Origin of the sequence: Microbacterium barkeri, assembly GCF_027921765.1 — a bacterium.
GTDB lineage: Bacteria > Actinomycetota > Actinomycetes > Actinomycetales > Microbacteriaceae > Microbacterium > Microbacterium barkeri.
In genome coordinates, this window is record NZ_BSEJ01000002.1 from 110,463 (window position 1) to 136,002 (window position 25,540).

The 25,540-nt window shown below is 71.6% G+C and carries 22 protein-coding genes; 9 read left to right on the forward strand and 13 right to left on the reverse strand.

The genetic code is table 11. The features are described from left to right. The first annotated feature begins 89 nt into the window (after positions 1-89). On the forward strand, positions 90-3,770 hold the full coding sequence (locus PKE79_RS03590) for a multifunctional oxoglutarate decarboxylase/oxoglutarate dehydrogenase thiamine pyrophosphate-binding subunit/dihydrolipoyllysine-residue succinyltransferase subunit (protein WP_271172293.1): 3,681 nt from the start codon (positions 90-92) through the stop codon (positions 3,768-3,770). 73 nt (positions 3,771-3,843) lie between these two features. Here the strand turns inward: PKE79_RS03590 and PKE79_RS03595 are convergent, their stop codons facing one another. From PKE79_RS03595 to PKE79_RS03635, 9 genes are all read right to left on the reverse strand, one after another. After that, positions 3,844-5,145, reverse strand: coding sequence for a GNAT family N-acetyltransferase (locus PKE79_RS03595; RefSeq protein ID WP_271172294.1), 1,302 nt, complete (start codon positions 5,143-5,145; stop codon positions 3,844-3,846). A 104-nt stretch (positions 5,146-5,249) separates the two neighbouring features. Continuing rightward, complete coding sequence (locus PKE79_RS03600; RefSeq protein WP_271172295.1) at positions 5,250-6,341, reverse strand: ABC transporter ATP-binding protein; 1,092 nt, start codon at positions 6,339-6,341, stop codon at positions 5,250-5,252. Further along, a complete protein-coding gene (locus tag PKE79_RS03605) occupies positions 6,338-7,138 on the reverse strand; it encodes an ABC transporter permease (protein WP_271172296.1) in 801 nt (266 codons plus the stop codon). Before PKE79_RS03605 ends, PKE79_RS03600 begins: the two co-directional genes overlap by 4 nt. Beyond that, positions 7,135-8,055 (reverse strand): ABC transporter permease, encoded by a 921-nt coding sequence (locus PKE79_RS03610; RefSeq protein WP_374727722.1) that lies wholly within the window; start codon positions 8,053-8,055, stop codon positions 7,135-7,137. The genes PKE79_RS03605 and PKE79_RS03610 overlap by 4 nt, the downstream gene beginning before the upstream one ends. Next, positions 8,052-9,179 (reverse strand): ABC transporter substrate-binding protein, encoded by a 1,128-nt coding sequence (locus PKE79_RS03615; RefSeq protein WP_271172297.1) that lies wholly within the window; start codon positions 9,177-9,179, stop codon positions 8,052-8,054. The genes PKE79_RS03610 and PKE79_RS03615 overlap by 4 nt, the downstream gene beginning before the upstream one ends. 162 nt (positions 9,180-9,341) lie before the next feature. Next, positions 9,342-9,590 (reverse strand): hypothetical protein, encoded by a 249-nt coding sequence (locus tag PKE79_RS03620; protein WP_271172298.1) that lies wholly within the window; start codon positions 9,588-9,590, stop codon positions 9,342-9,344. Further along, complete coding sequence (locus PKE79_RS03625) at positions 9,590-10,777, reverse strand: inorganic phosphate transporter (protein ID WP_271172299.1); 1,188 nt, start codon at positions 10,775-10,777, stop codon at positions 9,590-9,592. Before PKE79_RS03625 ends, PKE79_RS03620 begins: the two co-directional genes overlap by 1 nt. Before the next feature lie 57 nt (positions 10,778-10,834). Next, a complete protein-coding gene (locus tag PKE79_RS03630; protein ID WP_271172300.1) occupies positions 10,835-11,095 on the reverse strand; it encodes an anti-sigma factor family protein in 261 nt (86 codons plus the stop codon). Beyond that, positions 11,092-11,691 carry a sigma-70 family RNA polymerase sigma factor gene (locus PKE79_RS03635; protein WP_271172301.1) on the reverse strand — a complete coding sequence of 200 codons (600 nt, stop codon included), beginning with the start codon at positions 11,689-11,691 and terminating at the stop codon, positions 11,092-11,094. The genes PKE79_RS03630 and PKE79_RS03635 overlap by 4 nt, the downstream gene beginning before the upstream one ends. A 123-nt stretch (positions 11,692-11,814) precedes the next feature. Here PKE79_RS03635 and aroA point away from each other — a divergent pair, with 123 nt between their 5' ends. Both aroA and rsgA read left to right on the forward strand, forming a co-directional pair. Next, on the forward strand, positions 11,815-13,173 hold the full coding sequence (gene aroA, locus PKE79_RS03640; RefSeq protein ID WP_271172302.1) for a 3-phosphoshikimate 1-carboxyvinyltransferase: 1,359 nt from the start codon (positions 11,815-11,817) through the stop codon (positions 13,171-13,173). Then, on the forward strand, positions 13,170-14,213 hold the full coding sequence (rsgA, locus tag PKE79_RS03645) for a ribosome small subunit-dependent GTPase A (RefSeq protein ID WP_271172303.1): 1,044 nt from the start codon (positions 13,170-13,172) through the stop codon (positions 14,211-14,213). Before aroA ends, rsgA begins: the two co-directional genes overlap by 4 nt. A gap of 8 nt (positions 14,214-14,221) precedes the next feature. On the opposite strand, the gene PKE79_RS03650 is transcribed toward rsgA, so the two are convergent. Further along, the gene (locus tag PKE79_RS03650) at positions 14,222-15,379 is read right to left on the reverse strand and encodes an SseB family protein (protein ID WP_271172304.1); all 1,158 of its coding nucleotides are present in this window, start codon (positions 15,377-15,379) and stop codon (positions 14,222-14,224) included. An 84-nt stretch (positions 15,380-15,463) separates the two neighbouring features. Then, positions 15,464-16,654 (reverse strand): MFS transporter, encoded by a 1,191-nt coding sequence (locus tag PKE79_RS03655; protein ID WP_271172305.1) that lies wholly within the window; start codon positions 16,652-16,654, stop codon positions 15,464-15,466. Between the two features lie 45 nt (positions 16,655-16,699). Here PKE79_RS03655 and PKE79_RS03660 point away from each other — a divergent pair, with 45 nt between their 5' ends. Continuing rightward, positions 16,700-17,389: a GntR family transcriptional regulator gene (locus tag PKE79_RS03660; protein WP_271172306.1), complete on the forward strand. Its 690-nt coding sequence runs from the start codon at positions 16,700-16,702 to the stop codon at positions 17,387-17,389. Here the strand turns inward: PKE79_RS03660 and PKE79_RS03665 are convergent. Next, positions 17,386-19,764, reverse strand: coding sequence for an ATP-dependent helicase (locus tag PKE79_RS03665; protein WP_271172307.1), 2,379 nt, complete (start codon positions 19,762-19,764; stop codon positions 17,386-17,388). The genes PKE79_RS03660 and PKE79_RS03665 overlap by 4 nt on opposite strands. A 138-nt stretch (positions 19,765-19,902) precedes the next feature. Here PKE79_RS03665 and PKE79_RS03670 point away from each other — a divergent pair, with 138 nt between their 5' ends. Together PKE79_RS03670 and PKE79_RS03675 are read left to right on the forward strand one after the other, a co-directional pair. Next, positions 19,903-20,553 (forward strand): GntR family transcriptional regulator, encoded by a 651-nt coding sequence (locus PKE79_RS03670; protein ID WP_271172308.1) that lies wholly within the window; start codon positions 19,903-19,905, stop codon positions 20,551-20,553. A gap of 62 nt (positions 20,554-20,615) precedes the next feature. Next, a complete protein-coding gene (locus PKE79_RS03675; protein WP_271172309.1) occupies positions 20,616-21,281 on the forward strand; it encodes a GntR family transcriptional regulator in 666 nt (221 codons plus the stop codon). Here the strand turns inward: PKE79_RS03675 and PKE79_RS03680 are convergent. Next, complete coding sequence (locus PKE79_RS03680; protein ID WP_271172310.1) at positions 21,274-22,296, reverse strand: glycerophosphodiester phosphodiesterase family protein; 1,023 nt, start codon at positions 22,294-22,296, stop codon at positions 21,274-21,276. The genes PKE79_RS03675 and PKE79_RS03680 overlap by 8 nt on opposite strands. A 176-nt stretch (positions 22,297-22,472) precedes the next feature. Between PKE79_RS03680 and PKE79_RS03685 the strand changes: the two genes are divergently transcribed. The 3 genes from PKE79_RS03685 to PKE79_RS03695 all read left to right on the forward strand — a co-directional run bounded on the left by PKE79_RS03685 (position 22,473) and on the right by PKE79_RS03695 (position 25,502). Beyond that, positions 22,473-23,384, forward strand: a complete 912-nt coding sequence (locus tag PKE79_RS03685) for a Bax inhibitor-1/YccA family protein (RefSeq protein ID WP_271172311.1) — start codon at positions 22,473-22,475, stop codon at positions 23,382-23,384. A gap of 136 nt (positions 23,385-23,520) precedes the next feature. Continuing rightward, entirely contained in the window at positions 23,521-24,435 is a 915-nt protein-coding gene (locus tag PKE79_RS03690; RefSeq protein ID WP_271172312.1) for a phosphodiester glycosidase family protein, read from the forward strand. Further along, positions 24,432-25,502, forward strand: coding sequence for a glycosyltransferase (locus PKE79_RS03695; RefSeq protein WP_271172313.1), 1,071 nt, complete (start codon positions 24,432-24,434; stop codon positions 25,500-25,502). The genes PKE79_RS03690 and PKE79_RS03695 overlap by 4 nt, the downstream gene beginning before the upstream one ends. Positions 25,503-25,540: the final 38 nt, after the last annotated feature.

Sequence of the window (25,540 nt, forward strand, 5' to 3'; positions counted from 1 at the left end):
AGAGACCGCCTCGGGAGGTCCGGTTCGGGGGTTTTCCGCATCGGAGCATGCGTGCCATCGATTCAGGGACGAAAGTGGGCGATCCTGCCGTGTCAAGCCGTGTGACGGGCGTCGGTACCTCGAGCGAAGACGAGTTCGGTGCCAACGAGTGGCTCGTCGAAGAGCTCTATGAGCAGTTCAAGGTCGACCGCAACGCGGTCGACAGGGAATGGTGGCCGATCCTCGAGGCGTACGGCGCAGGCGCCGGCGCGCCCGCGGCTCCGGCCGCTCCGACCGCGACGCCCTCGGGCGGCCCCGCGCATCCGCCGACGGCGCCGATCCCCGTCGTCGGGCAGCAGCCGGTCGCGCGCACGACGGCGCGCCCCGCGGCGCCCGCGCCCATCCCGGCCGACCAGCCCGTCTCGAAGCCCGCGAACGGCGACGACCAGCGCGAGGCCGAGGAGGACAGGGTCACCGTCCTCAAGGGAATGACCAAGACGCTCGCGAAGAACATGGACGAGTCGCTGACCGTCCCGACCGCGACGAGCGTGCGGACCATCCCCGCGAAGCTGATGATCGACAACCGGATCGTCATCAACAACCACATGGCGCGTGCACGCGGCGGCAAGGTGAGCTTCACGCACCTCATCGGGTGGGCGCTCATCCGCGCGCTCAAGGAGTTCCCGAGCCAGAACGTCTTCTACGCCGAGATCGACGGCAAGCCGTCGGTCGTCGCCCCCGCGCACATCAACCTGGGCATCGCGATCGACCTGCCCAAGCCCGACGGCTCCCGCGCCCTCATGGTGCCGAGCATCAAGAAGGCCGACACGCTGACCTTCAACGAGTACCTCGCCGCCTACGAGGACCTCGTCAAGCGCGCTCGCGCGAACAAGCTCACCGCGGCCGACTTCGCGGGCACGACGATCTCGCTCACGAACCCCGGCGGCATCGGCACCGTCCACTCGGTGCCCCGCCTCATGAAGGGCCAGGGCTGCATCATCGGCGCGGGCGCCCTGGAGTATCCGGCCGAGTTCCAGGGCGCGAGCCCGAAGACGCTCAACGAGCTCGCGATCGGCAAGACGATCACCCTCACGAGCACCTACGACCACCGGGTCATCCAGGGCGCCGGGTCGGGCGAGTTCCTCAAGAAGGTGCACGAGCTGCTGCTCGGCGAGCGCGACTTCTACGAGGAGATCTTCGCGGCCCTGCGCATCCCCTACGCGCCGATCCACTGGAACCCCGACGTCGCCGTCGACCTCTCCGAGCGCATCGACAAGACCGCGCGCGTGCAGGAGATCATCAACTCCTACCGCGTGCGCGGCCACCTCATGGCCGACGTCGACCCGCTCGAGTACGTCCAGCGCGAGCACCACGACCTCGACATCGAGTCGCACGGGCTGTCGTTCTGGGATCTCGACCGCGAGTTCGTCACGAACGGCTTCGGCGGCAAGCGCCAGATGAAGCTGCGCGACGTGCTCGGCGTGCTGCGCGACACGTACTGCCGCACCGTCGGCATCGAGTACATGCACATCGCCGACCACGAGCAGCGCGAGTGGTTCCAGCGGAAGCTCGAGGTCAAGTACGTCAAGCCGGACCACGACGAGCAGCTGCGCATCCTCCGCAAGCTCAACGAGGCCGAGGCGTTCGAGACCTTCCTCCAGACGAAGTACGTCGGCCAGAAGCGCTTCTCGCTCGAGGGCGGCGAGTCGCTCATCCCGCTCCTCGACCGCATCCTGCAGGGCGCGGCCGACGGCGGGCTCGAGGGCGCCGCGATCGGCATGCCGCACCGCGGCCGCCTCAACGTGCTGACGAACATCGCCGGCAAGGCGTACGGCGAGGTCTTCCAGGAGTTCGAGGGCGCCCTGCCCGGCAACAAGCGCGGCTCGGGCGACGTCAAGTACCACCTCGGCACCCAGGGCACCTTCACGTCGGACGGCGGCTCCTCGCTCGAGGTGCTCCTCGCCGCGAACCCGTCGCACCTCGAGACCGTCGACGGCGTGCTCGAGGGCATCGCGCGCGCCAAGCAGGACCGCGGCCCGATCGCGTCGTTCTCGTGGCTGCCCGTCCTCATCCACGGCGACGCGGCCTTCGCGGGCCAGGGCGTCGTCGTCGAGACCCTGCAGATGTCGCAGCTGCGCGGCTACCGGACCGGCGGCACGGTGCACATCATCGTGAACAACCAGGTCGGCTTCACCACGCTGCCGCAGGACTCGCGGACCTCGTACTACGCGAGCGACGCGGCCAAGACCATCCAGGCGCCGATCCTCCACGTGAACGGCGACGACCCGGAGGCCGTCGTGCGCGCCGCGGAGCTCGCCTTCGAGTACCGCGAGCGCTTCCACCGCGACATCGTCATCGACCTCGTCTGCTACCGCCGCCGCGGTCACAACGAGGGCGACGACCCGTCGATGACGCAGCCGCTCATGACCGACCTCATCGAGGCGAAGCGCTCCGTGCGCCGCCTGTACACCGAGGCCCTCGTCGGCCGCGGCGACATCACCGAGGAGGAGTACGAGCAGGCGAAGGCCGACTTCCAGAACCGCCTCGAGGTCGCGTTCGCCGAGACGCACGCGGTCGAGACGGGGGCGAACCCCGTCGTCACGCCCGAGGTCGAGCAGGACCCGGTCGTCGGGGAGCCCGACGTCACCGGCGTCCCGGTCGAGGTGATCCACCAGATCGGCGATGCGCACGCGAACAAGCCCGAGGGCTTCACGGTGCATCAGAAGCTGCAGCAGCTGCTCGACAAGCGCGTGCAGATGAGCCGCGAGGGCAAGATCGACTGGGCGTTCGGCGAGCTCCTCGCGTTCGGATCGCTCCTGCTCGAGGGCACGAACGTCCGGCTCGCGGGCCAGGACTCGCGTCGCGGCACGTTCGTGCAGCGCCACGCGGCGTTCCACGACCGCGTGAACGGCCAGGAGTGGCTGCCGCTCGTCAACCTCTCGGAGAGCCAGGGCCGCTTCTGGGTGTACGACTCGCTCCTCAGCGAGTACGCGGCGCTCGCGTACGAGTACGGCTACTCGGTCGAGGCCGAGGAGGCGCTCGTTCTCTGGGAGGCGCAGTTCGGCGACTTCGTCAACGGCGCGCAGTCGGTGATCGACGAGTACGTCTCGTCGGCCGAGCAGAAGTGGGGCCAGGAGTCGGGTGTCGTGCTCCTCCTCCCCCACGGGTACGAGGGCCAGGGCCCCGACCACTCGTCGGCGCGCATCGAGCGCTTCCTTCAGCTGTGCGCGCAGGACAACATGACGGTCGCGCGTCCGTCGACGCCCGCGTCGTACTTCCACCTCCTCCGCCGCCAGGCGTACGCGCGGCCGCGCAAGCCGCTCATCGTCTTCACGCCGAAGGCCATGCTGCGTCTGCGCGGGGCGACGAGCGAGATCCAGGACTTCACGCAGGGCCGCTTCCAGCCGGTTCTCGCCGACGACCGCCCGATCGACAAGGCGGGCGTCACGAAGGTGCTCCTGCACTCGGGCAAGATCCACTGGGATCTCCGCGGCGAGCTCGAGAAGAACCCCAACCCGTCGATCGCGCTCGTGCGCCTCGAGCAGTTCTACCCGGCGCCCGTCGAGGCGCTGCAGGCCGTGCTCGCGGAGTACCCGAACGCGGAGATCGTCTGGGTCCAGGACGAGCCCGAGAACCAGGGCGCGTGGCCGTTCATCTCGCTCGAGGTCGCCGGCCGTCTCGGCCGCACGATCTCGGTCGTCTCGCGCCCGGCTGCCGCCGCGCCGTCGACCGGGTCCTCGAAGATCCACGCGGTCGAGCAGGCCGAGCTGATGGGCCGCGCGCTGGCCTGATCCGCACGATGAAGCGGCCGGTCATCCCTCGGGATGGCCGGCCGCTTCGTCGTGCGGTGCGGATGCCGCGAGCTCAGTACCAGATGCTGAGCGACGGCGGCTGGGCGGGCCGGAACGCGACGTCGAGCGCCGCCGCGACCGCGCGGTCGCCCGCCATGCGACGTGCCGCGAGGAGACCGAGGGCGGGCACGCCCCCGAGGAAGATCGAGGACAGCTGCGCGATCCCGAGCCGGATGTCGGGCGCCGCGTCCGTCGGCGCGACGTGCGCACGGCCATCCGCGCCGATCTCGAGGTGCCACGTGCCCGTCGTGAGGTCGAGCGGGTCGGTCACCTCGAGCGTCGCCGTCGCCGGTGCGGAGTACGTGCGCGCCTCGAGCGCGCGCGGAACGTCGAGGATGCGCAGCCAGCCGTGGTCGCGGATGGTCTGCACGGCGCCGCGCTCGTCGCTCACGAGCCAGCGGAGCGGGTCGTCGACGGGTCGCAGGTCGGTGCGGACCTCGGCCACGAGATCGTGCTGGAGGGCGAAGCGCAGGAGGGCGGCGGTCGCGTCGTCGGTCTCGGCCGCGAGATGGCGGATGTCCAGGCGCGCGAGCGCGAAGTCGCTCTCGCCCTCGGCGATCCGGTAGGCCATCGCGCCCCGCACGGCGCCGTCGGCGTCGACGTACCGCACGCCGCGGACGCTGTCGCCGTCCTTCACCGAGGAGGACAGGCCGGCGTGCTGCCGCCAGCGGCGCGGCCATCCGGCGATCTCGCCCGCGCGCAGCGTGCGCTGACGGTCGTGCACCTCCCCGAGGTCGCGCGCGAGCTGCTCGCGGCTCACGAACTCGACGCGGCCGTCGGGCTCGCCGCCGGACCATCCCGCCCGCCGCACATCGATCGTCCACCGGCTCATGGGGATCGCCGATCCGAAGCCGTACCGGCCGTAGATGGTGGTCTCGGTCACGGTCAGCCCCGCCATCGCGAGGCCGGCCTCGGCCGCAGCGCGCACCTCGCCCTCGAGCATGGCCCGCGCGATGCCGCGCCGCCGGTGGGTCGGCGACACGGTCACACCGCTGATCGCCCACATGTCGAGCTCGCCGCCGGGGATCGTCAGCGGCGTGACCCAGGAATCGACCGTCGCGACCGGGATCTCCGGCTCGGCGATCGACGCGTCGAACACCGCCGTGTACCGGCGGTCGGCGAGCTGGGTGTGCTGCTCGGTGAGCGACTCGTCGTTCACCTCCGGGCCGAGGAATCCGCGCGACACAGCTTGGAGCGTGCGGCCCAGCGCGTCGCGGTCCGCCCCGTCGACGAGCCGGTAGTCGAGGCCGGCGGCGGCGAGGCGCGCGTGAGAGGTCGGGTCGGCGGGAACAGTGCGTGCGTCGATGGGGCTCACCGCACCAGCCTACGGGCGGGCACGGACGCCGGGTCCGAGCCGCCGCCCGCGGCGGCAGGCGCGGAGCGGCGCAGGATGGCCCGAGGCGCGTCGCCCGAAGAGGGTCAGGCCCCGCGCGGGCGCACGACGACGGGCACGGCGTCGACCGACAGCGTCACCCGCTCGCCCACCTCGAGCCGCTCGGACGCGGCGTGCTGCACGCGGACGAGCGCCGCCGAGCCGTCGGCCGTCTCCACCCGCACGACCGAGCGGCGCATGCTGCCGAGGAAGGTCGATTCGACGACCGTGCCGAGCACGCTCCCGCCCAGGCGCACGTTCTCGGGGCGCACGAACGCCTCGACCGACCCGTCCACGGCGTCGCCCAGGATGGGCGCCCGCGTGCCCAGAACCTCGACGAACCCGCTCCGGGCGACGGCGGGGACGATGGACGAGAGCCCGACGAACGCGGCGACGCCGGGCGTCGCGGGGTGCAGATAGAGATCTTCCGGCGTGCCGATCTGCTCGATGCGCCCCGCGTCCATGACCGCGATCCGGTCGGATACGGCGAGCGCCTCCTCCTGATCGTGGGTGACGAACACCGTCGTGATGCCGAGCCTCAGCTGCAGGGCACGGATCTCGTCTCGCAGCTGCACCCGCACCTTCGCGTCGAGTGCCGACAGCGGCTCGTCCAGCAGCAGCACGCGGGGCTCGGTCACGATGGCCCTCGCGAGGGCGACGCGCTGCTGCTGGCCACCCGACAGCTGGTGCGGATACCGGTCGGCGAGATGCTCGAGCCCCACGAGCCGCAGCGCGTCGAGCGCGCGCCTCGCGGCCTCGACCTTAGCGACGCGGCGCCGCTCGAGCCCGAAAGCCGCGTTCTGCTGCACCGTGAGGTGTGGGAAGAGCGAGTACGCCTGGAACACCATGCCGAGGTCGCGTCGATTGGTCGGGACGGTCGACACGTCGGCACCGTCGATGCGGACGACGCCGCTCGTCGCCTGCTCGAGCCCCGCCAGGATGCGCAGGAGCGTCGTCTTGCCGCAGCCGGATGGACCGAGCAGGGACAGGAACTCGCCGGGGCGGATGTCGAGGTCGACGCCGTGGAGAACGCGCGTCGACCCGAACTCCTTCACCACGCCCTGGAAGGCGACCGGGACGCCCTGCCCTCGGGCCGCGAGCAGCGCGTTCTCGTCGGTGTCGATCGCGTCGATGGTCATGCAGAGGTCCTTCCGGAGCGGGCGCGCCCCGCGCGCCCGATGACGATGAGCAGTGCGAACGCGAAGACGAGCGACAGCAGCGAGAGGATGACCGGCGCCCACGGGTCCTGCTTGCCGACCACGACGAGGGCGGTCTGGAGGTTCTGACGGCCGAGGATCGAGGCGATCGTGTACTCGCCGAGCACGACGGCGACGGAGATGAGCGACGCGGCGAGGAGCCCCGGCCGCAGGTTGGGCGCGATCACCCGGAGGAGGGTGGTCCCCCAGCCCGAGCCGAGTGTGCGCGACGCCTCGGACAGGGTCCGGAGGTCCACCGCGTCGATGGAGGCCTGGATCGCGCGGTAGGCGAACGGCAGGACCGTGATGCCGTAGGCGAACGCCAGCGTCCACACCCCCGTGCCGATCGCACGTCCGATGCTCTGGTAGATCGGAGCGAGTCCGACCACCACGACGATCGCAGGGATGGAGATCGGCAGCAGCACGACGAACTCGAAGAGCTGTCGCAGGCGGGGGAAGCGGAGGTTCACGAGCACGACGGTGGGCGCGACGAGCGCGAGCACGATGACGACGGTGACCGCGGCGAGGAGGAGCGAGTTGCCGAGTCCGGTCCAGATCGGACGATAGGTCCCCGCGTTCTCCGGGTCGAAGAGGGCGGTCCAGTGCACGAGCGAGTAGCCCGCGCCGTCGCGCAGGGAGTACTCGACCATCGACGCGATCGGGATGGCGAACACGGCGAGGAGCACGACGCCGATGATCCAGCGCGCCGCGGCACTCGGAGCGAAGGGCGGGGCGCTCATCGCCGCCACCTCGCCGCTCGGCGCTGGATCGCGGAGTAGCCCCACATGCAGGCGGACACGACGGCGATCATGCCGAGCGCGAGGGCGCCCGCGAGGTTCTCGCGGCCGAGGACCGTCTCGCTCGTGAGGGCCGCGCGGATCTGCAGGGGCACGATCTGCGCTCCCTGGCTGGCGAGCGCGGCCGCCGTCGCGTACGAGGAGAAGGCGTTGGCGAACAGCAGAAGCAGGCTCGCGAGGAACGCCGGCGACAGAACCGGGATGCCGATCCAGCGCCAGAAGCCGAAGCGCGTGCCCCCGAGGGTGAGGTTCGCCTCGGCCCAGGCCGGCTGCAGCGCGTTCATCGCGGGCATGAACGTGATGACCATGAGCGGCACCTGGAAGAAGAGGTACGTCGGGACGAGGCCGGGCAGGGCGTACAGCCAGTTGCCGCCCGCGTGGATGTCGACACCCGCGAGGTCGAGGATGAGCCGGGTGATGAGCCCCTGCGCGCCGAGTGTCGCGATGAACGCGAACGCGAGCATGACGCCGCCGAACTGCGCGAGCACGCTCGCCGCGGCGTCGACCGTCGTGCGCGTTCGCCCGCCCTCGGGCAGGCCGAGCATCGCGTAGCAGGCCAGCGCACCGAGGACGGCGCCGACGATCGCCGTGAGGGCGGACAGCCAGATCGAGTTGCCGAAGGTCCGCAGGATCGTCGGCTCGAGCAGGCCGGCGATGTTGTCGAGGGTGAGCGCTCCGTCGCTGTCGAGGAAGCCCGTCCCGATGGCGATCGCCGTCGGGAGGAGGAGGAACACGAGGACGTACGCCGCGAAGGGGACCAGGCCGAGCGCAGCCGGGTCGAACCGCCGGCGTCGAGGGGCGGACGGAGGGGGCGCCGACGCGACGGTGGACGCCCCCTCCGCGAGGACTGCGGTCGTCACTCGACGGCCGCGGCCCAGGTCTCGCCGAGGAGGGTGCCCGCGGCCTCCGACTGCTCCTCCGTCGGCACGACCGTCTCCTCGGGCGCCTCGGGCAGCGCGGCGTAGAGCTCTTCGTCGATCGTTCCCGCCGCGGCCATGGCCTCGGCGCGGACCGGGCGAGCGCCGCCCTTCAGCCACAGGTTCTGGACCTCGTCGCTGTAGAGGAACTCCTGCCACAGGCGCGCGGCGGCCGGGTGCGGCGCGTCGGCGTTGATCGCCTGGTTGTAGTACCCCGCGTAGCCGACGCCATCGAGGACGACCGTCTTCCAGTCGGGGTTCTCGGCGCTGTGCGCGGCGTTCAGGTAGTCCCAGTCGAACACGACGGGGGTCTCGCCCGAGGCCACGGTCGCGGAGGTGACATCGACCTTGAGGAGGTTGCCCGCCGCGTTGAGCTCCGAGAAGAAGTCGATGCCGGGCTGGAAGTCGTCGAGCGTGCCGCCCGACTGGACCGTCGCGAGGCCCACGGCGGCGAACGCCGCGCCGGCCTGCGTGGGGTCGCCGTTGATCGCGACGGAGCCGGCGAACTCCGAGCCGAGCAGGTCGTCGAGCGAGGTCGGCGCGTCGAACGACGACGCGTCGTACCCGATCGACATGTACCCGCCGTAGTCGCCGACGAAGAGGCCCTCCGGGTGCTTGAGCTCGTCGGGGATGTCGTCCCACGTCTGCACGCGGTACGGCGCGAACGCGTCGGTGTTCTGCAGAGCGACGGTGAGGCCGAGATCGAACACATCGGGTGCGGTGTCGAGCCCGGCGTTCGCCTCGGCGGCCTGGATCTCCTCGGCGCTCGAGACGTCGGGCGACTGCTCCTCGATCGCGATCTCGGGGTAGCGCTCGGCGAACAGGTCGAGGATCTCGCCGTAGTTCGCCCAGTCGCGCGGCAGGGCGATCACGTTGAGCGCGCCCTCCGCCTTCGCGGCTTCCTCGAGCGCCTCGAACGATCCGAAGTCCTCGACGCTCGTCGCGGACGCCGCATCGATGCCGTCGGACGCAGCGGCGTCGTCGGAGCCGGCAGGGGCGCAGCCCGCGAGCGCGAGCGACGTCGCGGCGAGAAGGCCGAGGGCGGCGAGGGCAGGGCGTGGTGACATGGGGACCTCCGGAAGGTGCGGCAGGGAAGCGCGCTCGGGTGCGCGCAGGCGCGACCGTACGGAGGCGGGATGACGCGACACGCTCGCGTCGGTGGCCGGAGGGATGCGCGGGGGTGACGTGCGCGTGAACGCGCGGGCTCAGCGGGATGGCTGCCGAGGGCCTCAGGCCCCGAACATCTGCTTCCCGAAGACGATGACGACGATCCCGAACAGGGCGGCGGCGATGCAGAGCCCGAAGCACGCCCACGCGCCGACGCGGGCACCCGAGAAGCCGCCGACTCCGGGTTCGGGGGCCGTGGCGAGGAGGCGGACCCCGAGCGCGAACAGCGCGGGGAGGCCGGCGCCGAGCAGGAGCCCGGCGACGAGCACCTGGCCGACGGAGCCGAGGATCGCGGAGACGTCGATGGCCATCAGCGCACCACCTTCACGACGCTCGTCACGTTCGACGTGTCGACCGTGACGCCGTCGTCCTTCCAGTCGTCGTTGACGTTGTGGTGCGACACCTCATTGTGCGTGGAGCGCCAGTACATGTAGCCGGACAGCCCGATGAGCAGGGCGAAGACGATGAGGACGCCGATGAGGCCGGGGAACGCAGAGCCGATCCACCAGCACACGCCGCCGACAGCGGCCGCGGCCGGCAGCGTGATGATCCATGCGATTCCCATCCGCCCCGCGAGCTTCCAGCGAACCTCGGCGCCCTTGCGCCCCAGCCCGGTGCCGAGGATGGATCCGGTCGCGACGTGCGTCGTCGACAGCGGGAGGCCGAGGTGGCTCGAGGTGAGGATGATCGCCGCGCTCGACGTCTCCGCGGCCATCCCCTGCGGCGCCGACAGCTCGACGAGGCCCTTTCCGAGCGTGCGGATGATGCGCCATCCGCCCAGGTAGGTTCCGAGCGCGATCGCGAGGGCGCACGTCAGCTTCACCCAGAACGGGACGTCGTCCTCGGGGTTCACCGCCCCGTATGCGATGAGCGCGAGGAAGATGACGCCCATCGTCTTCTGCGCGTCGTTGGTGCCGTGCGCGAGCGAGACGAGCGACGCCGAGCCGAGCTGGCCCCAGCGGAAGCCGCGCTCGGACTTCTCCGCCGGCACGCGGGCGGTGATGCGGTAGACGAGCACGGTGCCGACGCCCGCGATGAGGGCCGCGATGAGCGGCGACAGCACGGCGGGGATGAGCACCTTGCCGACGATGCCGGCCCACACGACGCCGTTCGCGCCGTTCACGATGCCCCAGACGAACGCCGAGCCGACGAGCCCGCCGAAGAGCGCGTGGCTCGACGACGACGGGAGGCCGAAGAGCCAGGTCACGAGATTCCAGATGATCGCGCCGACGAGGCCGCAGAAGACGATGAGCATCAGCTCCTCGCCCTGCGCCTGGTTCAGGTCGACGACGTCTCCGCCGACCGTCTTCGCGACCTCGATCGAGAGGAACGCGCCGACGAGGTTGAGCACGGCCGAGAGGGCGACGGCCGCCTTCGGTCTCAGAGCCCCGGTCGCGATGGACGTGGCCATCGCGTTGCCCGTGTCGTGGAACCCGTTGGTGAAGTCGAATGCCAGGGCGGTGACGACCACCAGCAGGAGGACGAAGAGCTCTTCCACGTCGTCTATTGTCCACCCCGAGACTGTGTGCTCGACGCCACGGTCTCAGGGGCGGTCTCAGACCGCTGTGTGGGCCGCCTGCGCCGCGCGCAGCTGGGCGAGGACGTGGTCGCGGAGCTCCTCGGGGGCGACCTCCTCGCGGCAGGAGCGCTGGATGGCCTCGGTGAGCGTGCGCTCGACGAGGACCTCGCCCTGGCAGCTCGGGCAGCTGTCGATGTGCTCCTTGATGTCGGAGTGCTCGGTCCGGCACAGCTCGATCGCGCCTCGGAGGTACGCCTCGAGGTCGCGCCGTGCTTTCTCGCAGCCGCAGTCGGTCATTTCTTCGCTCCTGTCTCGGCGGCCGAGATCCCGCGCTCGGCCGCATACTCGGTCAGCATCCCGCGCAGGAGCCGCCGGCCACGGTGCAGGCGGCTCATGACGGTGCCGATGGGGGTCTTCATGATGTCGGCGATCTCCTGGTAGGCGAAGCCCTCGACGTCGGCGAGGTACACCGCCATCCGGAAGTCGTCGGGGATGGACTGCAGAGCGTCCTTCACGACCGAGGCGGGCATGCGGTCGATCGCCTCGGCCTCGGCCGAGCGGCTGCTCATCGCGGTCGTCGACTCGGCGCCGCCGAGCTGCCAGTCCTCGAGGTCGTCGATCGTGCCCTGGTAGGGCTCGCGCTGCTTCTTCCGGTACGTGTTGATGTAGGTGTTCGTGAGGATGCGGTACAGCCACGCCTTGAGGTTGGTCCCCTGCGTGAACGACGACCACGACGCGAACGCCTTGACGAACGTCTCCTGGACGAGGTCCGCCGCATCCGGCGGGTTCCGGGTCATCCGCATCGCCGCGCCGTAGAGCTGGTCCATGAAGGGGAGCGCCTGCTCTTCGAACTGCGCGCGCGCGTCTGCCGGGGAGGGCTGTGCGTCGCTCATGATCGGCAAGTCTAGGCGCGCCGCGTCGGCGCCGCCGCAGGGCCCCGCGTCGACGTCCTCACGCGGATTCGCAAGGGTGGCGAACATCCGGCTCCTCTCGTGCATTCAGTAGGGTGGAACGCGATGACTGCCCGTGGGTATTCCCCCGACGGCCATGGCGCCGTGAACAGACCGCAGGGCGCGTACGAGGCGCCCGTCGCCGAGCGTGCGCTGGACGCGACCCTGGCCGTGCCCGGGTCGAAGTCGCTCACGAACCGCGAGCTCGTGCTCGCGGCCATCGCAGACGGGCCGAGCACCCTGCACCGGCCGCTGCACTCGGACGACTCCCGCCGGATGATCGAGGCGCTCACCCAGCTGGGTGTCGGGATCGAGGAGGTCGAGGGCGACAGCCCGTTCGGGCCCGACCTGCACGTGACCCCTGCCGCTCCCCTGCGCGGCGGCGGCACGGTCGACTCGGGCCAGGCCGGCACGGTGATGCGGTTCGTCGCCCCGCTCGCGGGCCTCGCCGACGGCGACGTGCTCGTGACCGCTCACGAGAGCGCGCTGCACCGGCCGATGGGCGAGATGATCAAGGCGCTGCGCGACCTCGGCGTCGACATCGACGACGAGGGGCGCTGGTCGCTCCCGTTCCGCGTGCACGGACACGGCCATCTGCGCGGCGGGGAGATCGACATCGACGCCTCGGCGTCGAGCCAGTTCGTCTCGGGCCTCCTGCTCGCCGCCCCGCGCTTCGACGTCGGCCTGCGCCTGCGACACGTCGGCGCCCGCCTGCCCAGCGTCCCGCACATCGACATGACGATCGAGTCGCTCGCGCGGCGCGGCGTGCTCGTCGAGCGGTCGGGCCACGGCGAGTGGATCGTGCCGGCCGGCCCCGTGCGCGCCAAGGACATCGCGATCGAGCCCGATCTGTCGAACGCCGCGCCGTTCCTCGCGGCCGCCATGATCGCGGGCGGCCACGTGACGGTGACCGGATGGCCCGTGCACTCGACCCAGCCGGGAGCGCACCTCACGGAGATCCTCGCGCACATGGGCGCGCGCGTGACGCGGCGCTCGGGTGCGCTCACGGTCTCCGCGGGCAAGGGCCTGCACGGCGTCGACCTCGACCTCTCGGCGGTGAGCGAGCTCACGCCGACGCTCGTCGGGCTCGCGGCGTATGCGGACGGACCGTCGACCTTCCGCGGGATCGCGCACATCCGCGGGCACGAGACCGATCGCCTGGCCGCGCTCGCCCAGAACCTCCGCGCGGTCGGCGGCGAGGCCGAGGAGCTTCCGGACGGCATCCGCGTGTTCCCGCGGCCCCTCCGCGCGGGCACGTGGCGCGCGTTCCACGACCACCGCATCGCGACCACGGGCGCGCTCATCGGGCTGCGCACCCCGGGTGTCGTCGTCGACGACATCGGCACGACGGCGAAGACGCTGCCGGAGTTCGCCCAGCTGTGGGAGGGCCTCGTCGGCACGAGGTCGAGGAGCACCTCGGCGTGAGCTGGCTCGGCGACTCCGACGACCTCGACGACGAGTTCGACGAGTCGGATGTCCGTGTGCGGCCGAACCCGAAGGCCAACCGGCCGCGCACGAAGCGGCGCCCCGCACACGAGGACGCCCGCATCGCGCGGGTGCTCGGCGTCGACCGCGGGCGCTACACCCTGCTCATCGACGAGGACGGCCCCGACGAGCACGAGGCGACGGCCGCCCGCGCGCGCGAGCTGCGCCGCACGCCGATCGTCACGGGCGACCGCGCGCGCGTCGTGGGCGACACGTCGGGCCGTGAGGGCACGCTCGGGCGCATCGTCGGCATCGAGGAGCGCACGTCGCTCCTGCGTCGCAGCGCCGACGACACCGACCAGGTCGAGCGGGTCGTCGTCGCGAACGCCGACCAGATGCTCGTCGTCGTGGCCGCGGCCGATCCCGAGCCGCGCCCGCGCCTCGTCGACCGCTACCTCGTGGCGGCCCTCGACGCCGGCATCCGGCCGCTCCTCGTCGTCACGAAGACCGACCTCGCCGACCCCGAGGGGTTCCTCGCGCACTTCGAGGGCCTTCCCGACCTGCGCGTCTTCCGCAGCGCGCGCGGCGAGACGCCGGTCGCCGAGATCGGAGCGGCGCTCGTGGGCCATTCGACGGTCTTCGTCGGGCACTCCGGCGTCGGCAAGTCGACGCTCGTGAACGCCCTCGTGCCCGGCGCCGGCCGCGCGACGGGGCATGTGAACGAGGTGACCGGCCGCGGCCGGCACACGTCGTCCTCCACGGTGTCGCTGCGATACGAGGGCCGACGGGGCAAGGGATGGGTGATCGACACCCCGGGCGTGCGCTCGTTCGGGCTCGGCCATGTCGACCCCGCGAACATCCTCCGGGCGTACCCCGATCTCGACGCCGTCGCCGAGGAGTGCCCGCGCGGGTGCACGCACCTGCCCGACGCGCCGGACTGCGCGCTTAACGAGGCGGTCGCGGAGCGCCGGCTGCCCGCGCCGCGCCTGGACTCGCTGCAGCGCCTGCTCGAGACGTTCGCGGCGCGCGCGGAGTACTGAGCCCGACCCTACTCCTCCTCGAGGGCGAGCACCGGGGCGAGCTCGTCGCGCGTGAGCGTGATGAGCGGCCCCGCCGGGTCGATGAGCACGCCGCCCAGCTCCTCGTGGTCGCGGAGCATCTTCGCGAGCTTGACGACCTTGATCGGGAGCGCCTTCTCGCCGCGGCCCTGCGCGACGACCTCGAGGGGGTGCGAGTGCAGCTGCACGAGGCGCGTGCCGTCGGCCAGGCGCGCCTCGGCGATCCCCATCTTCGTCTGGTCCTCCGCGAGCGAGCCGACCGCGACCCAGAGCGGCGGGGCCTCCGCGAGCAGCGCGGCGACCTTGTGCGGGGTGTCGGCCTCGCGCGGCGCCGTGAGCAGCGCCTTGAGGCGGAACTCCGGGTCGGCCTGGTTCATCGCCTGCTCGATGATGTCGCGCGGCAGCACCACGCGGTGCGGTGCGGAGTTGTTGTCGATGATGATGCCGCCGAAGTCGCCCTTGAGCAGCTGCGTGAGCAGCGCCGCGACGGGCTGCGCGACAGCCGACGTCTCCGTGTCGCCATCGCTCTGGACGGCGTCGCGCAGGGCCTTGCCCGAGCTGAACGCGACCATGAAGTTCTGGTCGCCCACGCGCGCGATGCCGAAGGTGACGGGCTTCCCCTCCGCGATCTGCTGGCGCGCATCGCCCTTCACCCGCAGGAAGACGTGGCCCTGCAGCATCTGCCGCAGCACGCCCATGACCTGCGGGCCGGTCGGCTTCTCCGGGAGCGCCGCGAGCGCGTCGCGCAGCAGCGCGTTGTCGCGCAGGCCCGGCACGGTCTCGAGCTGGGTGGGCGGAGCGGCGGGCGCCTTGGGCAGCTCGGGGCGCGTGGGCGGGGTCGGCTCGGGCGCCGGGCGGCGCGTGACGGACGGCCCGGGCTGAGCGGGCGCAGACGGCGCGGCCGGGGCGGGCGCGGGCTCGTCGGACGGCGGGGCGATCTCGGGCCCCGAGGGCGCTCCCACGCCGCGGAACGCGGAGAACGAGATGCCGACCTCGGGTGTCTGCTCGGCGAGAGCCTCCGGCTCGGCAGGAGCCTCCGGCTCGGCGGGAGCGTCGGCCGCCGCAGCGGCCCCCTCGCCTTCGACCGGGGTCGAAGCGGCCTCCTCCGTCGCGGGGTCGGTCTTCTTCTTCCTCGAGAACAGGCCCATGCGCCCAGCCTACGGGTCGCCGACGGGCCCTCCGGCCGCTTCGCACGCCCTGCCCAGGTTGCGCGGCGGCGCATCCGCCGTCGCTCAGGCGGCGTGCTCGTCGTGCCGCGGGATGAGCGGATAGGCCGCGAGCGGCACGAGCGCCGTGAGCGCGAAGGCGAGCGGGAAGCCGACGGCCGTGATGAGCGCGCCCATCACGGGGCCGACGGCGGATGCCGCGACGAACTGCCCCGTGTTCTGGATGCCGAGCGCCTTGCCCGACCACGCCGATCCAGCCGCCTCCGCGACCGAGGTGAACGCGAGGCCGTTGTCGGCGACCGTGACGCTCGTGGCGATGACGAGGACGACCGCCGCGGCGGCGCCCGCCTCGAGCGCCGCCACGAGGGCGAGCGCGGCCATGACGACGACGCCGCTCACCGCGACCCAGCGCAGGACGCGCATGCGGCTGCCGACCCGATCGCTCAGCGCGCCGACCGCGATCCGCCCGAACGCGCCGACGAACTGCGACGCGGCGATGAGCGCGCCCGCCGCCGCGGCGTCCCACCCGAGTCCCGCGATCAACCACACCATCCCGAACGTCGACAGGAGGAACTGCGGGAAGACGAGAAGCAGCGACACCGCGTGCACGCGGGCCAGGAAGCCGCTGCGGCGATACGGGTTCGCGCCCGCGGGCGCTCCTGGCACGGCCGGGGTCCGGGGCGGGTTCTCGACGCCCAGGGCGCACAGCACGGCGAGGAGGCCGGTCGCGGCCGCCGACACGAGAAGCGGCGCCGCGATGCCGCCGACGTCGGCGAGCCCGGGCACGACGAGCGCGGCGACCGCGACGCCCAGCGGCTGCGACATCTGGCGGATGCCCATGGCGGTGCCCCGACGACGGCGCGGGAACCAGCCGACGACGATCCGGCCGCTCGCCGAGTTCACGCTCGCCGAGGCGGCCCCGCCGAGGAGGAGCAGGGCCCCGAAGCCGAGGACGTCGGAGACGGCCGACGCCGCCAGCGCGAACACCGCCGTCAGGGCGAGCCCGCCGGCGATGACCCACCGCTCGCCGTGGCGATCCGCGAGGTGCCCCCACAGCACGAGCGTCGTCACCATGCCCAGGGTGGGCGCGGCGGCGAGCGCGCCGGCCTCGGCCAGCGACATGCCGCGCTCGAGGTGCAGCAGCGGGATGAGGTACGCGGGCGTGCTGACGAGCATGGTCCCGGCCGCCTGCGCGAGCACGCCGAGCACGAGCATCCGCCAGGCCTTGACGGGTGCGCGGGCGATGATGTCGGTCATGGCTCCTCCTCGGTGTACCGTACTGGTATACCACTGGAGGATGCCATGCCGCACACCGACGACCGCGCGCCCTATGCGACCCTGCGCGCGGCCATCCTGTCGTTCGATCTGCTCCCCGGCGAGTCCCTCAGCGAGCGCGGGCTGGAGCCGCTGACCGGCGCATCGCGCACCCCGATCCGCGCCGCCCTCCTCCGCCTCGAGGGCGAGGGGCTCACGCGACGGGATGGTCGCGGGTGGCGGGTCGCGCCGATCGACCTCAGCGAGGTGCGCGCGGCCGTGGAGTTCCGCGAGGCCGTGGAGACCGGGGCCGTGGCCCTCGTCGTCGACCGGGCATCGGACGACGACCTCGCGGCGCTCCGCGCGCTCGCCGAGGAACCCGAGCACGACGACGAGGAGGCGGGCGTCCGCGACGGCGGCGACTTCCACGTCGCCCTCGCGCGCCTGTCGGGCAACGCGTTCTTCGCCGACGCGCTGGCCGACGTGATGACGCGTCTGAGCCGCACGCGATGGCTCGAGGTGCGCACGCCGCAGGCGCGCGCCCACGCGCGCGACGAGCATGCGGCCATCCTCGATGCGATCCTCGCGCGCGAGGCCGAGACGGCGACGGCGCTCGTCGCAGCGCACGCGCGCGGCACACGCGAGCGCCTCGTCGGCTTCCTCGAGGGCGAGCGGCGCCGCCTGCGGGGCCGCGGGATGGCGATCGTCGACGGCGGCGCGGAGCCGAGCGCGGGCTAGAGCTTGGCGATCGGCGCGACCTTGATGAGGAGCTTCTTGGCTCCGGCCTCGTCGAAGCGCACGTGCGCGATGCGCTTGGCGCCCTCCCCCGTGATCGCGTCGACGGTCCCCTCGCCGAAGTCGTCGTGGCGGATGCGGTCGCCCGCGGCGAGCTCGAGGTCTCCGTTGTCGCGCACCTTGTTCGTGACGAGCCCGGGGAAGCGGTCCATCGCGGTCGACTTCGGCTTGAGGCCCCCGCCGGCCGGCAGCGGCTTCACACCCCAGCGGTCGCTCGATCCGCCGGGTCGGCGCGCGTTGAGGGCGCGCGACTGGGTTCCGCCGCGGGAGTTCACGTCGCCGGGAGACTGCTTCCAGTCGATGAGGGCCGCCGGGATCTCCTGCAGGAACCGGCTCGGCATCGCGACCGTGACCTCGCCGAACTGCGCGCGGGTCATCGCGAGCGACAGGTAGAGGCGCTTGCGGGCCCGCGTGATCCCGACGTAGAACAGGCGCCGCTCCTCCTGCGGGCCGCCCGGCTCGCCCGCCGAGATGCGGTGCGGGATGAGGTCCTCCTCGACGCCCGTGACGAACACGGCGTCGAATTCGAGCCCCTTCGCCGTGTGCAGCGTCATGAGCGAGACGGCACCCGACTCGTCGTCGAGGTCGTCGGTGTCGGCGACGAGCGCGACCTCGGTGAGGAAGTCGACGATCGTGCCCTCGGGGTTGTTCCGCGCAAACTCGCGCGTGACGGCGACGAGCTCGTCGAGGTTCTCGACGCGCGCCTCGTCCTGCGGATCGCGGCTCATGCGCAGCGCGTCGAGGTAGCCGCTCTTGTTGAGGAGCACCTGCAGGCCCTCCGTGACCGCGGATGAAGGCGCCTGCTCCCCCGAGGCGGGGAACAGGATCCCGCTCGCCTCGCGGAGCACCTCGTCGAGCTGGGCGATCGCCTTCTGCAGCTTGGGGCCGAGCCCCATCTCCGCCGGGTGCGCGAGCGCGTCGCGGAACGACAGGCCGTTGTCGGCCGCGAATCGCGCGATCGTCGTCTCGGTGACGTCGCCGATGCCGCGCTTGGGCTTGTTCAGGATGCGCCGCACGGCCATCTCGTCGGCGGGGTTCGCCACGGCGACGAGGTAGGCCAGGGCGTCCTTGATCTCCGCGCGGTCGTAGAACTTCGTGCCGCCCATGATCTTGTAGGGCACCGCGGCGCGGATGAAGATCTCCTCGAGCGCACGGGACTGCGAGTTCGTGCGGTAGAACACGGCCATCTGCTGGTAGTCGATGCCCGAGCGCCGCAGCTTCTCGATCTCGTCGGCGACGAACTGCGCCTCGTCGTGCTGCGAGTAGCCCGTGAAGCCGACGATCTTCTCGCCCTCGCCCTGGTCGCTCCAGAGGCGCTTGTCCTTGCGGTCGAAGTTGTTGCGGATCACCGCATTCGCCGCGTCGAGGATGTTCTGGCTCGACCGGTAGTTCTGCTCGAGGAGGACGACCTTCGCGCCGGGGAAGTCGCGCTCGAACTCGGTGATGTTGCGGATGTCCGCCCCGCGGAACGCGTAGATCGACTGGTCCGAGTCGCCGACGACCGTGAGGGAGGCCGCCGGCTCGTCCTCGAACACCATGCCGCCGGCCGCTTCCGCCTGCACGGGCCGCGTCAGCTCGCGGATGAGCTGGTACTGCGCGTGGTTCGTGTCCTGGTACTCGTCGACGAGGATGTGGCGGAACCGCTTGCGGTAGACGTCTGCGACGTGCGGGAACGCCCGGAAGAGGAAGACGGTCTGCGCGATGAGGTCGTCGAAGTCGAAGGCGTTCGCCTTCTGCAGCTCGCGCTGGTAGTCGCCGAAGATCTCGACGAACTTCCGCTCGGCGGGGTCGTTCATGTTGGCGTCACGCGCGTACGACTCGGCGTCGGCGAGCTCGTTCTTGAGCTTGGAGATGCGCGACTGCACGCCGGCCGGGGTTAGCCCGAGCGCGTCGGCCTCGCGCTCGCGCACGAGGCGCTTGAGGAGCGCGCGCGAGTCGCCGGAGTCGTAGATCGTGAACGCCTTCGTGAAGCCGAACTGCTCGGCCTCGCGGCGCAGGATGCGCACGCACGCCGAGTGGAACGTCGAGATCCACATGCCGCGCGCGCTGTCGCCCACGATCTGCTCGACGCGCTCGCGCATCTCGCCCGCGGCCTTGTTCGTGAAGGTGATCGCGAGGATCTGGCTCGGCCACGCCTCCCTACTGCGCAGGAGCGAGGCGATGCGGTGCGTGAGGACCCGCGTCTTGCCCGACCCGGCACCCGCCACGATGAGCAGAGCGGGGCCGCGGTACTCGACGGCCTCGCGCTGCGGCGGATTGAGCCCCTTCAGCAGATCGTCGTCGGCGGCGGCGGAGAGGGGGAAGAGCGCGTCTGTCATGTCCCTTCGAGTGTAGGGCGGGCCCCTGACAAGGGCAGATGTACCCGTATTCCGGAGGAACAACACAGCTGGTGAGAGCGACATATCGCAGGTGCGAGGAGTAGTGTTCATCCGTTCGCATCGACTGGGGAGGTTACGATGCCGAATTTCACTGGGAAACTCGACCTATCGCCGACACGACTGGGCGACGCCGTGTACGACAGGATCGCGGCGGCCATCGTCGACGGCTCCTTCGCGCCCGGAGAGCGCATCCGCGACCTCGACATCGCCGAGAGCCTGGGGGTCTCGCGCATGCCGGTCCGCGAGGCTCTGCAGCGCCTCGAGCGGGAGGGGCTCATCGAGATGTCGGCGAGCCGCTTCACGCGCGTGACCGAGATCACGCCCGAGATGGTGACCGCGAGCATCGAGTTCGCGCGCTACCAGACCGGCGTGGCCGCGCGGATGGCCGTGGAGCGGATGGACGACGCCGCGCGCAGGCGCAGCCTCGAGCTGCTCGAGGACCTGCGAACGGCACTCGCCGCCGGCGATCGCGACCGCGCGCGCGAGAGCTACTTCGCGTGCTTCCTGTTCCTCGTCGACCAGACGGAGAACCCGGTCTTCCGCTCCGTCACGATGGACGCGCGGTTCGCACTCGAGCGCAACATCCGCAGCGGCAGCTTCGCGATCGCCGTCGACGACGCGGTGTCGGCGCTCTTCGACGAGCTGCGCGACGCGATCGAGAGCGCGGACGCGCTGCGGGCCGAGCAGAGCATCCTCGAGCTGTTCGACGCCACGACCTCGCGCGACTGACCCCACGACACTCTGTTGCACGAAGCGCCTCTGGCGCTACCGTGTGTCCAAGGGGGTCTGCCATGCAGCGATACAGGGGGCAGGTGCGTGTCGTCGAGCACGCCGGGGAGATGAAGCGCACGTCGGAGCACGTGCGCGAGGCGATCAGGACAGGAGCGCTGCCGCCGGGGGCACGGATCCGCGACGCGGTGATCGCCGACGAGCTCGGGATCCCGCGCGCGATCGTGCGCGTCGCGCTGCGCGAGCTGGAGCGCGTGGGGCTCGTCCGCGAGACCCGCAGCCGCTTCTACCGTGTCGCCGAGCACGCCCCCGACCGCTTCCACATCGCGATGGAGTGCCTGGGGATCGAGGTCGGGATCGGCCTCCATCTCGCGCTCGCGCGCGTCGACAGCGCCGCGCGGGTCCGCCTGGCGCAGCTGTTCCGCGCGCTCGCCGCACTGTGCGACGAGGGCCAGCACACGCCGGAGGTGCTCTACGGGGCCGCGCGGGTGGCCTTCGATGCGACCATCGAGGCCGCAGGCAACCCGTTCCTGCGCGTGTCCTTCGACCGCGCATGGGGTGAGCTCATGCGCAGCACGCGGGGCGGCCATCCGCTGCTGAACCCTCCGGAGTTCATCGCGGCACGCGCGCGCGAGGTCGCCACGGCCATCCAGGCGTCCGACGCCCGCACCGCAGAGCGGTGCCTCGGTCGGATCTTCCGGGCCGACATGAGCTCCTCCGTCAGCTGACGACGGGGGCGCGGAACACGTCCGCCCCCAGATCGGGATGGTCGACGAACACGCCGTCCACTCCGCTCGCGCGCACGAGCTCCCACTCGGCCGCGTAGTCGCCGAACGCCGCGCGCCCGCCCGCGCCGCGGAACTCCGGAACGAGGAAGGCGTTCTCGGGGCGGCAGGTCCAGGTGAACACCTGCAGCCCGCGGTCGTGCGCGTCGGCGACGAGCCGACCCGGCCCGGTCGCGCGCCCCGCGCCGTCGGGGCGGAGGATCATGCGCTTGTCGACGCTGATGCCGTCGACCACGCCGACGAGCTCGTCGAGACCGGCCGGCGTCGCGGTCTGCGCGTAGCTGCGCGCCGCATCGCCATCGCGCACGAGGAGGTCGAAGGCCGTCCCCCGGGCTTCGAGCAGGTGGATGTAGGTCCCGGGCACGCCGCGCGCACGCAGCCGCCGCAGCACCGTCTCCTCGAACGCCTCGACGATGAGCGGCAAGGAGCCGTCCAGCCAGCCCGCGGTGGCGAGGTCGCGCTCGATGAGGGGCACGAGATCGAGGCCGAGACGCTCGAAGTATGTCGCGTGCTTGATCTCGAGCACGACGCCGATCTCGCGCCCGTGCTCGGCGGACGCCGCGCGGACGAGCTCGAGCAGCTCGTCCAGCCGCAGGATGGGCTCGCCCCCGTCGAACGTCGCGCTCGCGGGCCGCAGGTCGGGGATCCGCTCGCGCGTGCGCAGGGTCGCGAGCTCGTCCCACGTGAAGTCCTCCGTGAACCAGCCGTCGAGCCGCTCGCCGTCGACGGCCTTCACCGTCCGACGGTCGGCGAACTCGGGATGGTCGGCGACATCGGTCGTGCCGGAGATCTCGTTCTCGTGCCGGACCACGAGCACGCCGTCGCGCGTGGCGACGACATCGGGCTCGACGGCGTCGACGCCCATCGCGAAGGCGAGGGCGTAGGACGAGCGCGAGTGCTCGGGCCGATACCCCGGTGCTCCGCGGTGGCCGATGACGAGCGGATGGCGACGGGGCATACGAGAAGGCTAGCCAGCGCGCGGGAACCGGGATTTCGCCGCGCGTGAACGCTTTCCGAATCACAGCCCTCCCATAGCATCGCGTGACTACTCTGGAGGGACAGCATCATCGTGGGGCTTCCACGAAGCTCGACGATGAGACCGCGCCGTCAGCAGACCATAGGAGTGACCGCATCATGGCCAGCCCCGGTTTCAACAATCCCGTCTTCTCCCCCGATCCGCGCGCGGTTCAGAGCTACCCCGGTGGCCCGCAGGCCGCGCAGTACGGAACGCCCACCACCCCGCCGCCCGCCGGCGTCCAGGCCGGGCAGTTCGCCCACATGGGCGTCGACGCCGCGGCGAACGCCCAGATGGAGGGCATGCTCGCCGCGCCGCCGGCCGGCGCACGCGAGACCGGCCGCATGACGGTCGAGGACACGATCTGGAAGACCGTGGGCCTGTTCGCGGTCATGCTCGTGCTCGCGACGGTCGGCTACTTCTGGACCTTCGCGCCGGCGATCGCGACCAACAACCTCGCCAACGCGTCGATGATGCCGTGGATCATCGGCATGATCGGCGGCGGCATCCTGGGCCTGGTGAACGCGTTCAAGAAGACGCCGAGCGTTCCGCTGATCTTCGCCTACGCGGCGTTCGAGGGGCTCTTCGTCGGCGGCATCTCCGCCTACTTCGAGCTCATCTGGCCCGGCATCATCATGCAGGCCACGCTGGCGACCGTCTCGGTCATCGGCGTGACGCTCGCTCTCTTCGCCAGCGGCAAGATCCGCGCCTCGGCCCGTGCGACCAAGATCTTCATGATCGCGATGATCGGGTACCTCGTCTTCTCGCTCCTCAACCTCGTGCTCTCGTTCACCGGGATCGTGGACGGCTGGGGTCTCCGGTCGGGATGGCTCGGTGTCGCGATCGGCGTGCTCGTCGTCATCATGGCGGCGTACTCGCTCGTGCTCGACTTCGACATGGTGCAGCAGGGCGTCCGCAACGGCGCCCCGCGCAAGTTCGGCTGGCAGGCCGCCTTCGGCATCATGGTCACGGTCGTCTGGCTGTACGTCGAGATCCTGCGCATCATCGCCATCCTCCGCGGCAGCGAGTAAGAAGCCGCGACGATCGAAGGCCGTCCCGCTCCGCGGGGCGGCCTTCGTCGTCTCTCCCGGCGTCTCCAGAGGAAGCCGGAGCCCCGTCATCCCGGTGCCATAGCGACCGCATAGCCGCGCGCTCGAGCATCGGGCCATGAGCGAACGACGGATCCTCTCACGCAGAGCCTTTCTCATCGGCGGGGCGACGGCTGTCGCCGGCGCCGGCACGGCCGCCTGGTGGGCGGCCGACCGATTCCTCATCCCGCATGTCGAGGTCGCGAGCGTCGCGGCGGCCGAGGAGGCGTCCGGCACCGCGGTCTCCGAGACGGCTTCGACCTCGAGTGCGAGCACCGTCTCGATCGAGACCGTCACGACGGGCACGGGCGCCGACACCCTCACCTTCTTCGTCGCGCACGTGACGCTGGGCGACCCGACCGACCTCCGCACGGCGTTCGCGCACGACCAGTTCGGCGAGAACGTGACGCAGCTCGTGTCGGAGATGGCCGAGGCGCACGGCGCCCGGTTCGCCGTCAACGGCGACTACTACGGCTTCCGCGACACGGGCATCCAGGTGCGCAACGGGGTCGCCTACCGCGATGCGGGGGCGCGCGAGGGCCTCGCCCTCTACGCCGACGGGCGCGCCGAGATCTACGACGAGACCGCGACCACGGCGCAGGCCCTCGTCGACGCAGGCGTCTGGACGACGCTCTCCTTCGGCCCGGCGCTCGTGCGCGACGGCGCCGTCGTCGAAGGCGTCGACGAGGTGGAGGTCGACACGAACTTCGGCAACCACTCGATCCAGGGCGAGCAGCCGCGCACCGCGATCGGCGTGATCGATGCGACGCACCTCGTCTTCGTCGTCGTCGACGGACGCGAGGAGAGGTACAGCCGCGGCGCGACCCTGCCCGAGCTCGCCGAGATCATGCAGGGCCTCGGCGTGCAGACCGCCTACAACCTCGATGGCGGCGGCTCGAGCGAGATGTGGTTCGATGGCGAGGTCGTCAACCGGCCCTCCAACGGCGGCGAGCGGGCGACGAGCGACATCCTCTACATCGGCGGCGCGGCGTGACCGTCGTCGCGATCCCCGCCTACGAGCCGGACCACCGGCTCGTCGACCTCGCCACGGCCCTGCATGAGCGCGATCCCTCGCTCGACATCGTCGTCGTGGACGACGGCAGCGGCGTGGCGTCGGCGCCCGTCTTCGCCTCGCTCGAGGCCGCAGGCGTCGAGGTGCTGAGCCACGGCGCGAACCGCGGCAAGGGGGCCGCGCTGCGCACGCTCTTCCGGCACGCACGCACGGCGCACCCCGATGCTCCCGTCGTCACCGCGGACGCGGACGGGCAGCATGCCCCCGACGACATCGTGCGGGTCGCGCGTGAGGTGGAGGGGAGCCCTGACGCGATCGTGCTCGGGGTGCGCGACTTCCGGGGCGACGACGTGCCGCTGCGCAGCCGTTTCGGCAACGCGGTGTCTGCGCGGATGTTCGCGGTCGCCACGGGCGTCCGGGTCGTCGACACGCAGACGGGGCTGCGGGGGCTGCCTGCTGCCGCGCTCCCGTGGGCGTCGCGCCTGCCGGGCGACCGCTTCGAGTACGAGGCGATCATGCTCCTCCGCTCGGCGCGGGCCGGCTTCCGGATCCTGCAGACGCCCATCCGGACGGTCTACCTCGACGAGAACCGCAGCTCGCATTTCCGCCCGCTGCGCGACTCGCTGCGCGTCGTGGCTCCGCTGGCTGCGTTCCTCGCGTCGTCGGTGCTCGCGGCAGCGGTCGACGCGCTCCTGCTCTGGCTGCTCCTCCTCGCGAGCGGATGGCTGCAGGGATCGATCGCGGGCGCCCGCCTCGTGAGCGCGAGCCTGAACTTCGCCGTGAACCGCATCTGGGTCTTCGGACGCCGTCGACAGCGCGCGCCCCTGCGCGTCGAGCTCGCGCGCTACGCCGCCCTCGCAGCGGTCGTGCTCGTCGCGAACGTGACCCTCATGACCATCCTCGACGCGCTCGGCGTGGGCCTCGTCATCGCCAAGGTCGTCACCGAGGCCGCGCTCTGGCTGGCCGGGTTCCTGGTGCAGCGCGCGTGGGTGTTCGCGCACGCGCGCGCAGCCGACCGAGCGCCGGTGAAACCCCTGGTCCTCGCTTGATTGGGGCATAGGAGGCCCATAGACAGCGCCGCTTCACT

Bases quoted from the DNA above. Each gene is read 5' to 3' on its own strand.
- PKE79_RS03665 (WP_271172307.1), bottom strand. From the start codon at position 19,764: ATGACAGACGCGCTCTTCCCCCTCTCCGCCGCCGCCGACGACGATCTG.
- aroA (WP_271172302.1), top strand. From the start codon at position 11,815: ATGACTGCCCGTGGGTATTCCCCCGACGGCCATGGCGCCGTGAACAGA.
- PKE79_RS03670 (WP_271172308.1), top strand. From the start codon at position 19,903: ATGCCGAATTTCACTGGGAAACTCGACCTATCGCCGACACGACTGGGC.
- PKE79_RS03650 (WP_271172304.1), bottom strand. From the start codon at position 15,379: ATGGGCCTGTTCTCGAGGAAGAAGAAGACCGACCCCGCGACGGAGGAG.
- PKE79_RS03675 (WP_271172309.1), top strand. From the start codon at position 20,616: ATGCAGCGATACAGGGGGCAGGTGCGTGTCGTCGAGCACGCCGGGGAG.
- PKE79_RS03685 (WP_271172311.1), top strand. From the start codon at position 22,473: ATGGCCAGCCCCGGTTTCAACAATCCCGTCTTCTCCCCCGATCCGCGC.
- PKE79_RS03630 (WP_271172300.1), bottom strand. From the start codon at position 11,095: ATGACCGACTGCGGCTGCGAGAAAGCACGGCGCGACCTCGAGGCGTAC.
- PKE79_RS03635 (WP_271172301.1), bottom strand. From the start codon at position 11,691: ATGAGCGACGCACAGCCCTCCCCGGCAGACGCGCGCGCGCAGTTCGAA.
- PKE79_RS03605 (WP_271172296.1), bottom strand. From the start codon at position 7,138: ATGAGCGCCCCGCCCTTCGCTCCGAGTGCCGCGGCGCGCTGGATCATC.
- PKE79_RS03690 (WP_271172312.1), top strand. From the start codon at position 23,521: ATGAGCGAACGACGGATCCTCTCACGCAGAGCCTTTCTCATCGGCGGG.
- PKE79_RS03600 (WP_271172295.1), bottom strand. From the start codon at position 6,341: ATGACCATCGACGCGATCGACACCGACGAGAACGCGCTGCTCGCGGCC.
- PKE79_RS03680 (WP_271172310.1), bottom strand. From the start codon at position 22,296: ATGCCCCGTCGCCATCCGCTCGTCATCGGCCACCGCGGAGCACCGGGG.
- PKE79_RS03660 (WP_271172306.1), top strand. From the start codon at position 16,700: ATGCCGCACACCGACGACCGCGCGCCCTATGCGACCCTGCGCGCGGCC.
- PKE79_RS03655 (WP_271172305.1), bottom strand. From the start codon at position 16,654: ATGACCGACATCATCGCCCGCGCACCCGTCAAGGCCTGGCGGATGCTC.
- PKE79_RS03615 (WP_271172297.1), bottom strand. From the start codon at position 9,179: ATGTCACCACGCCCTGCCCTCGCCGCCCTCGGCCTTCTCGCCGCGACG.
- PKE79_RS03620 (WP_271172298.1), bottom strand. From the start codon at position 9,590: ATGGCCATCGACGTCTCCGCGATCCTCGGCTCCGTCGGCCAGGTGCTC.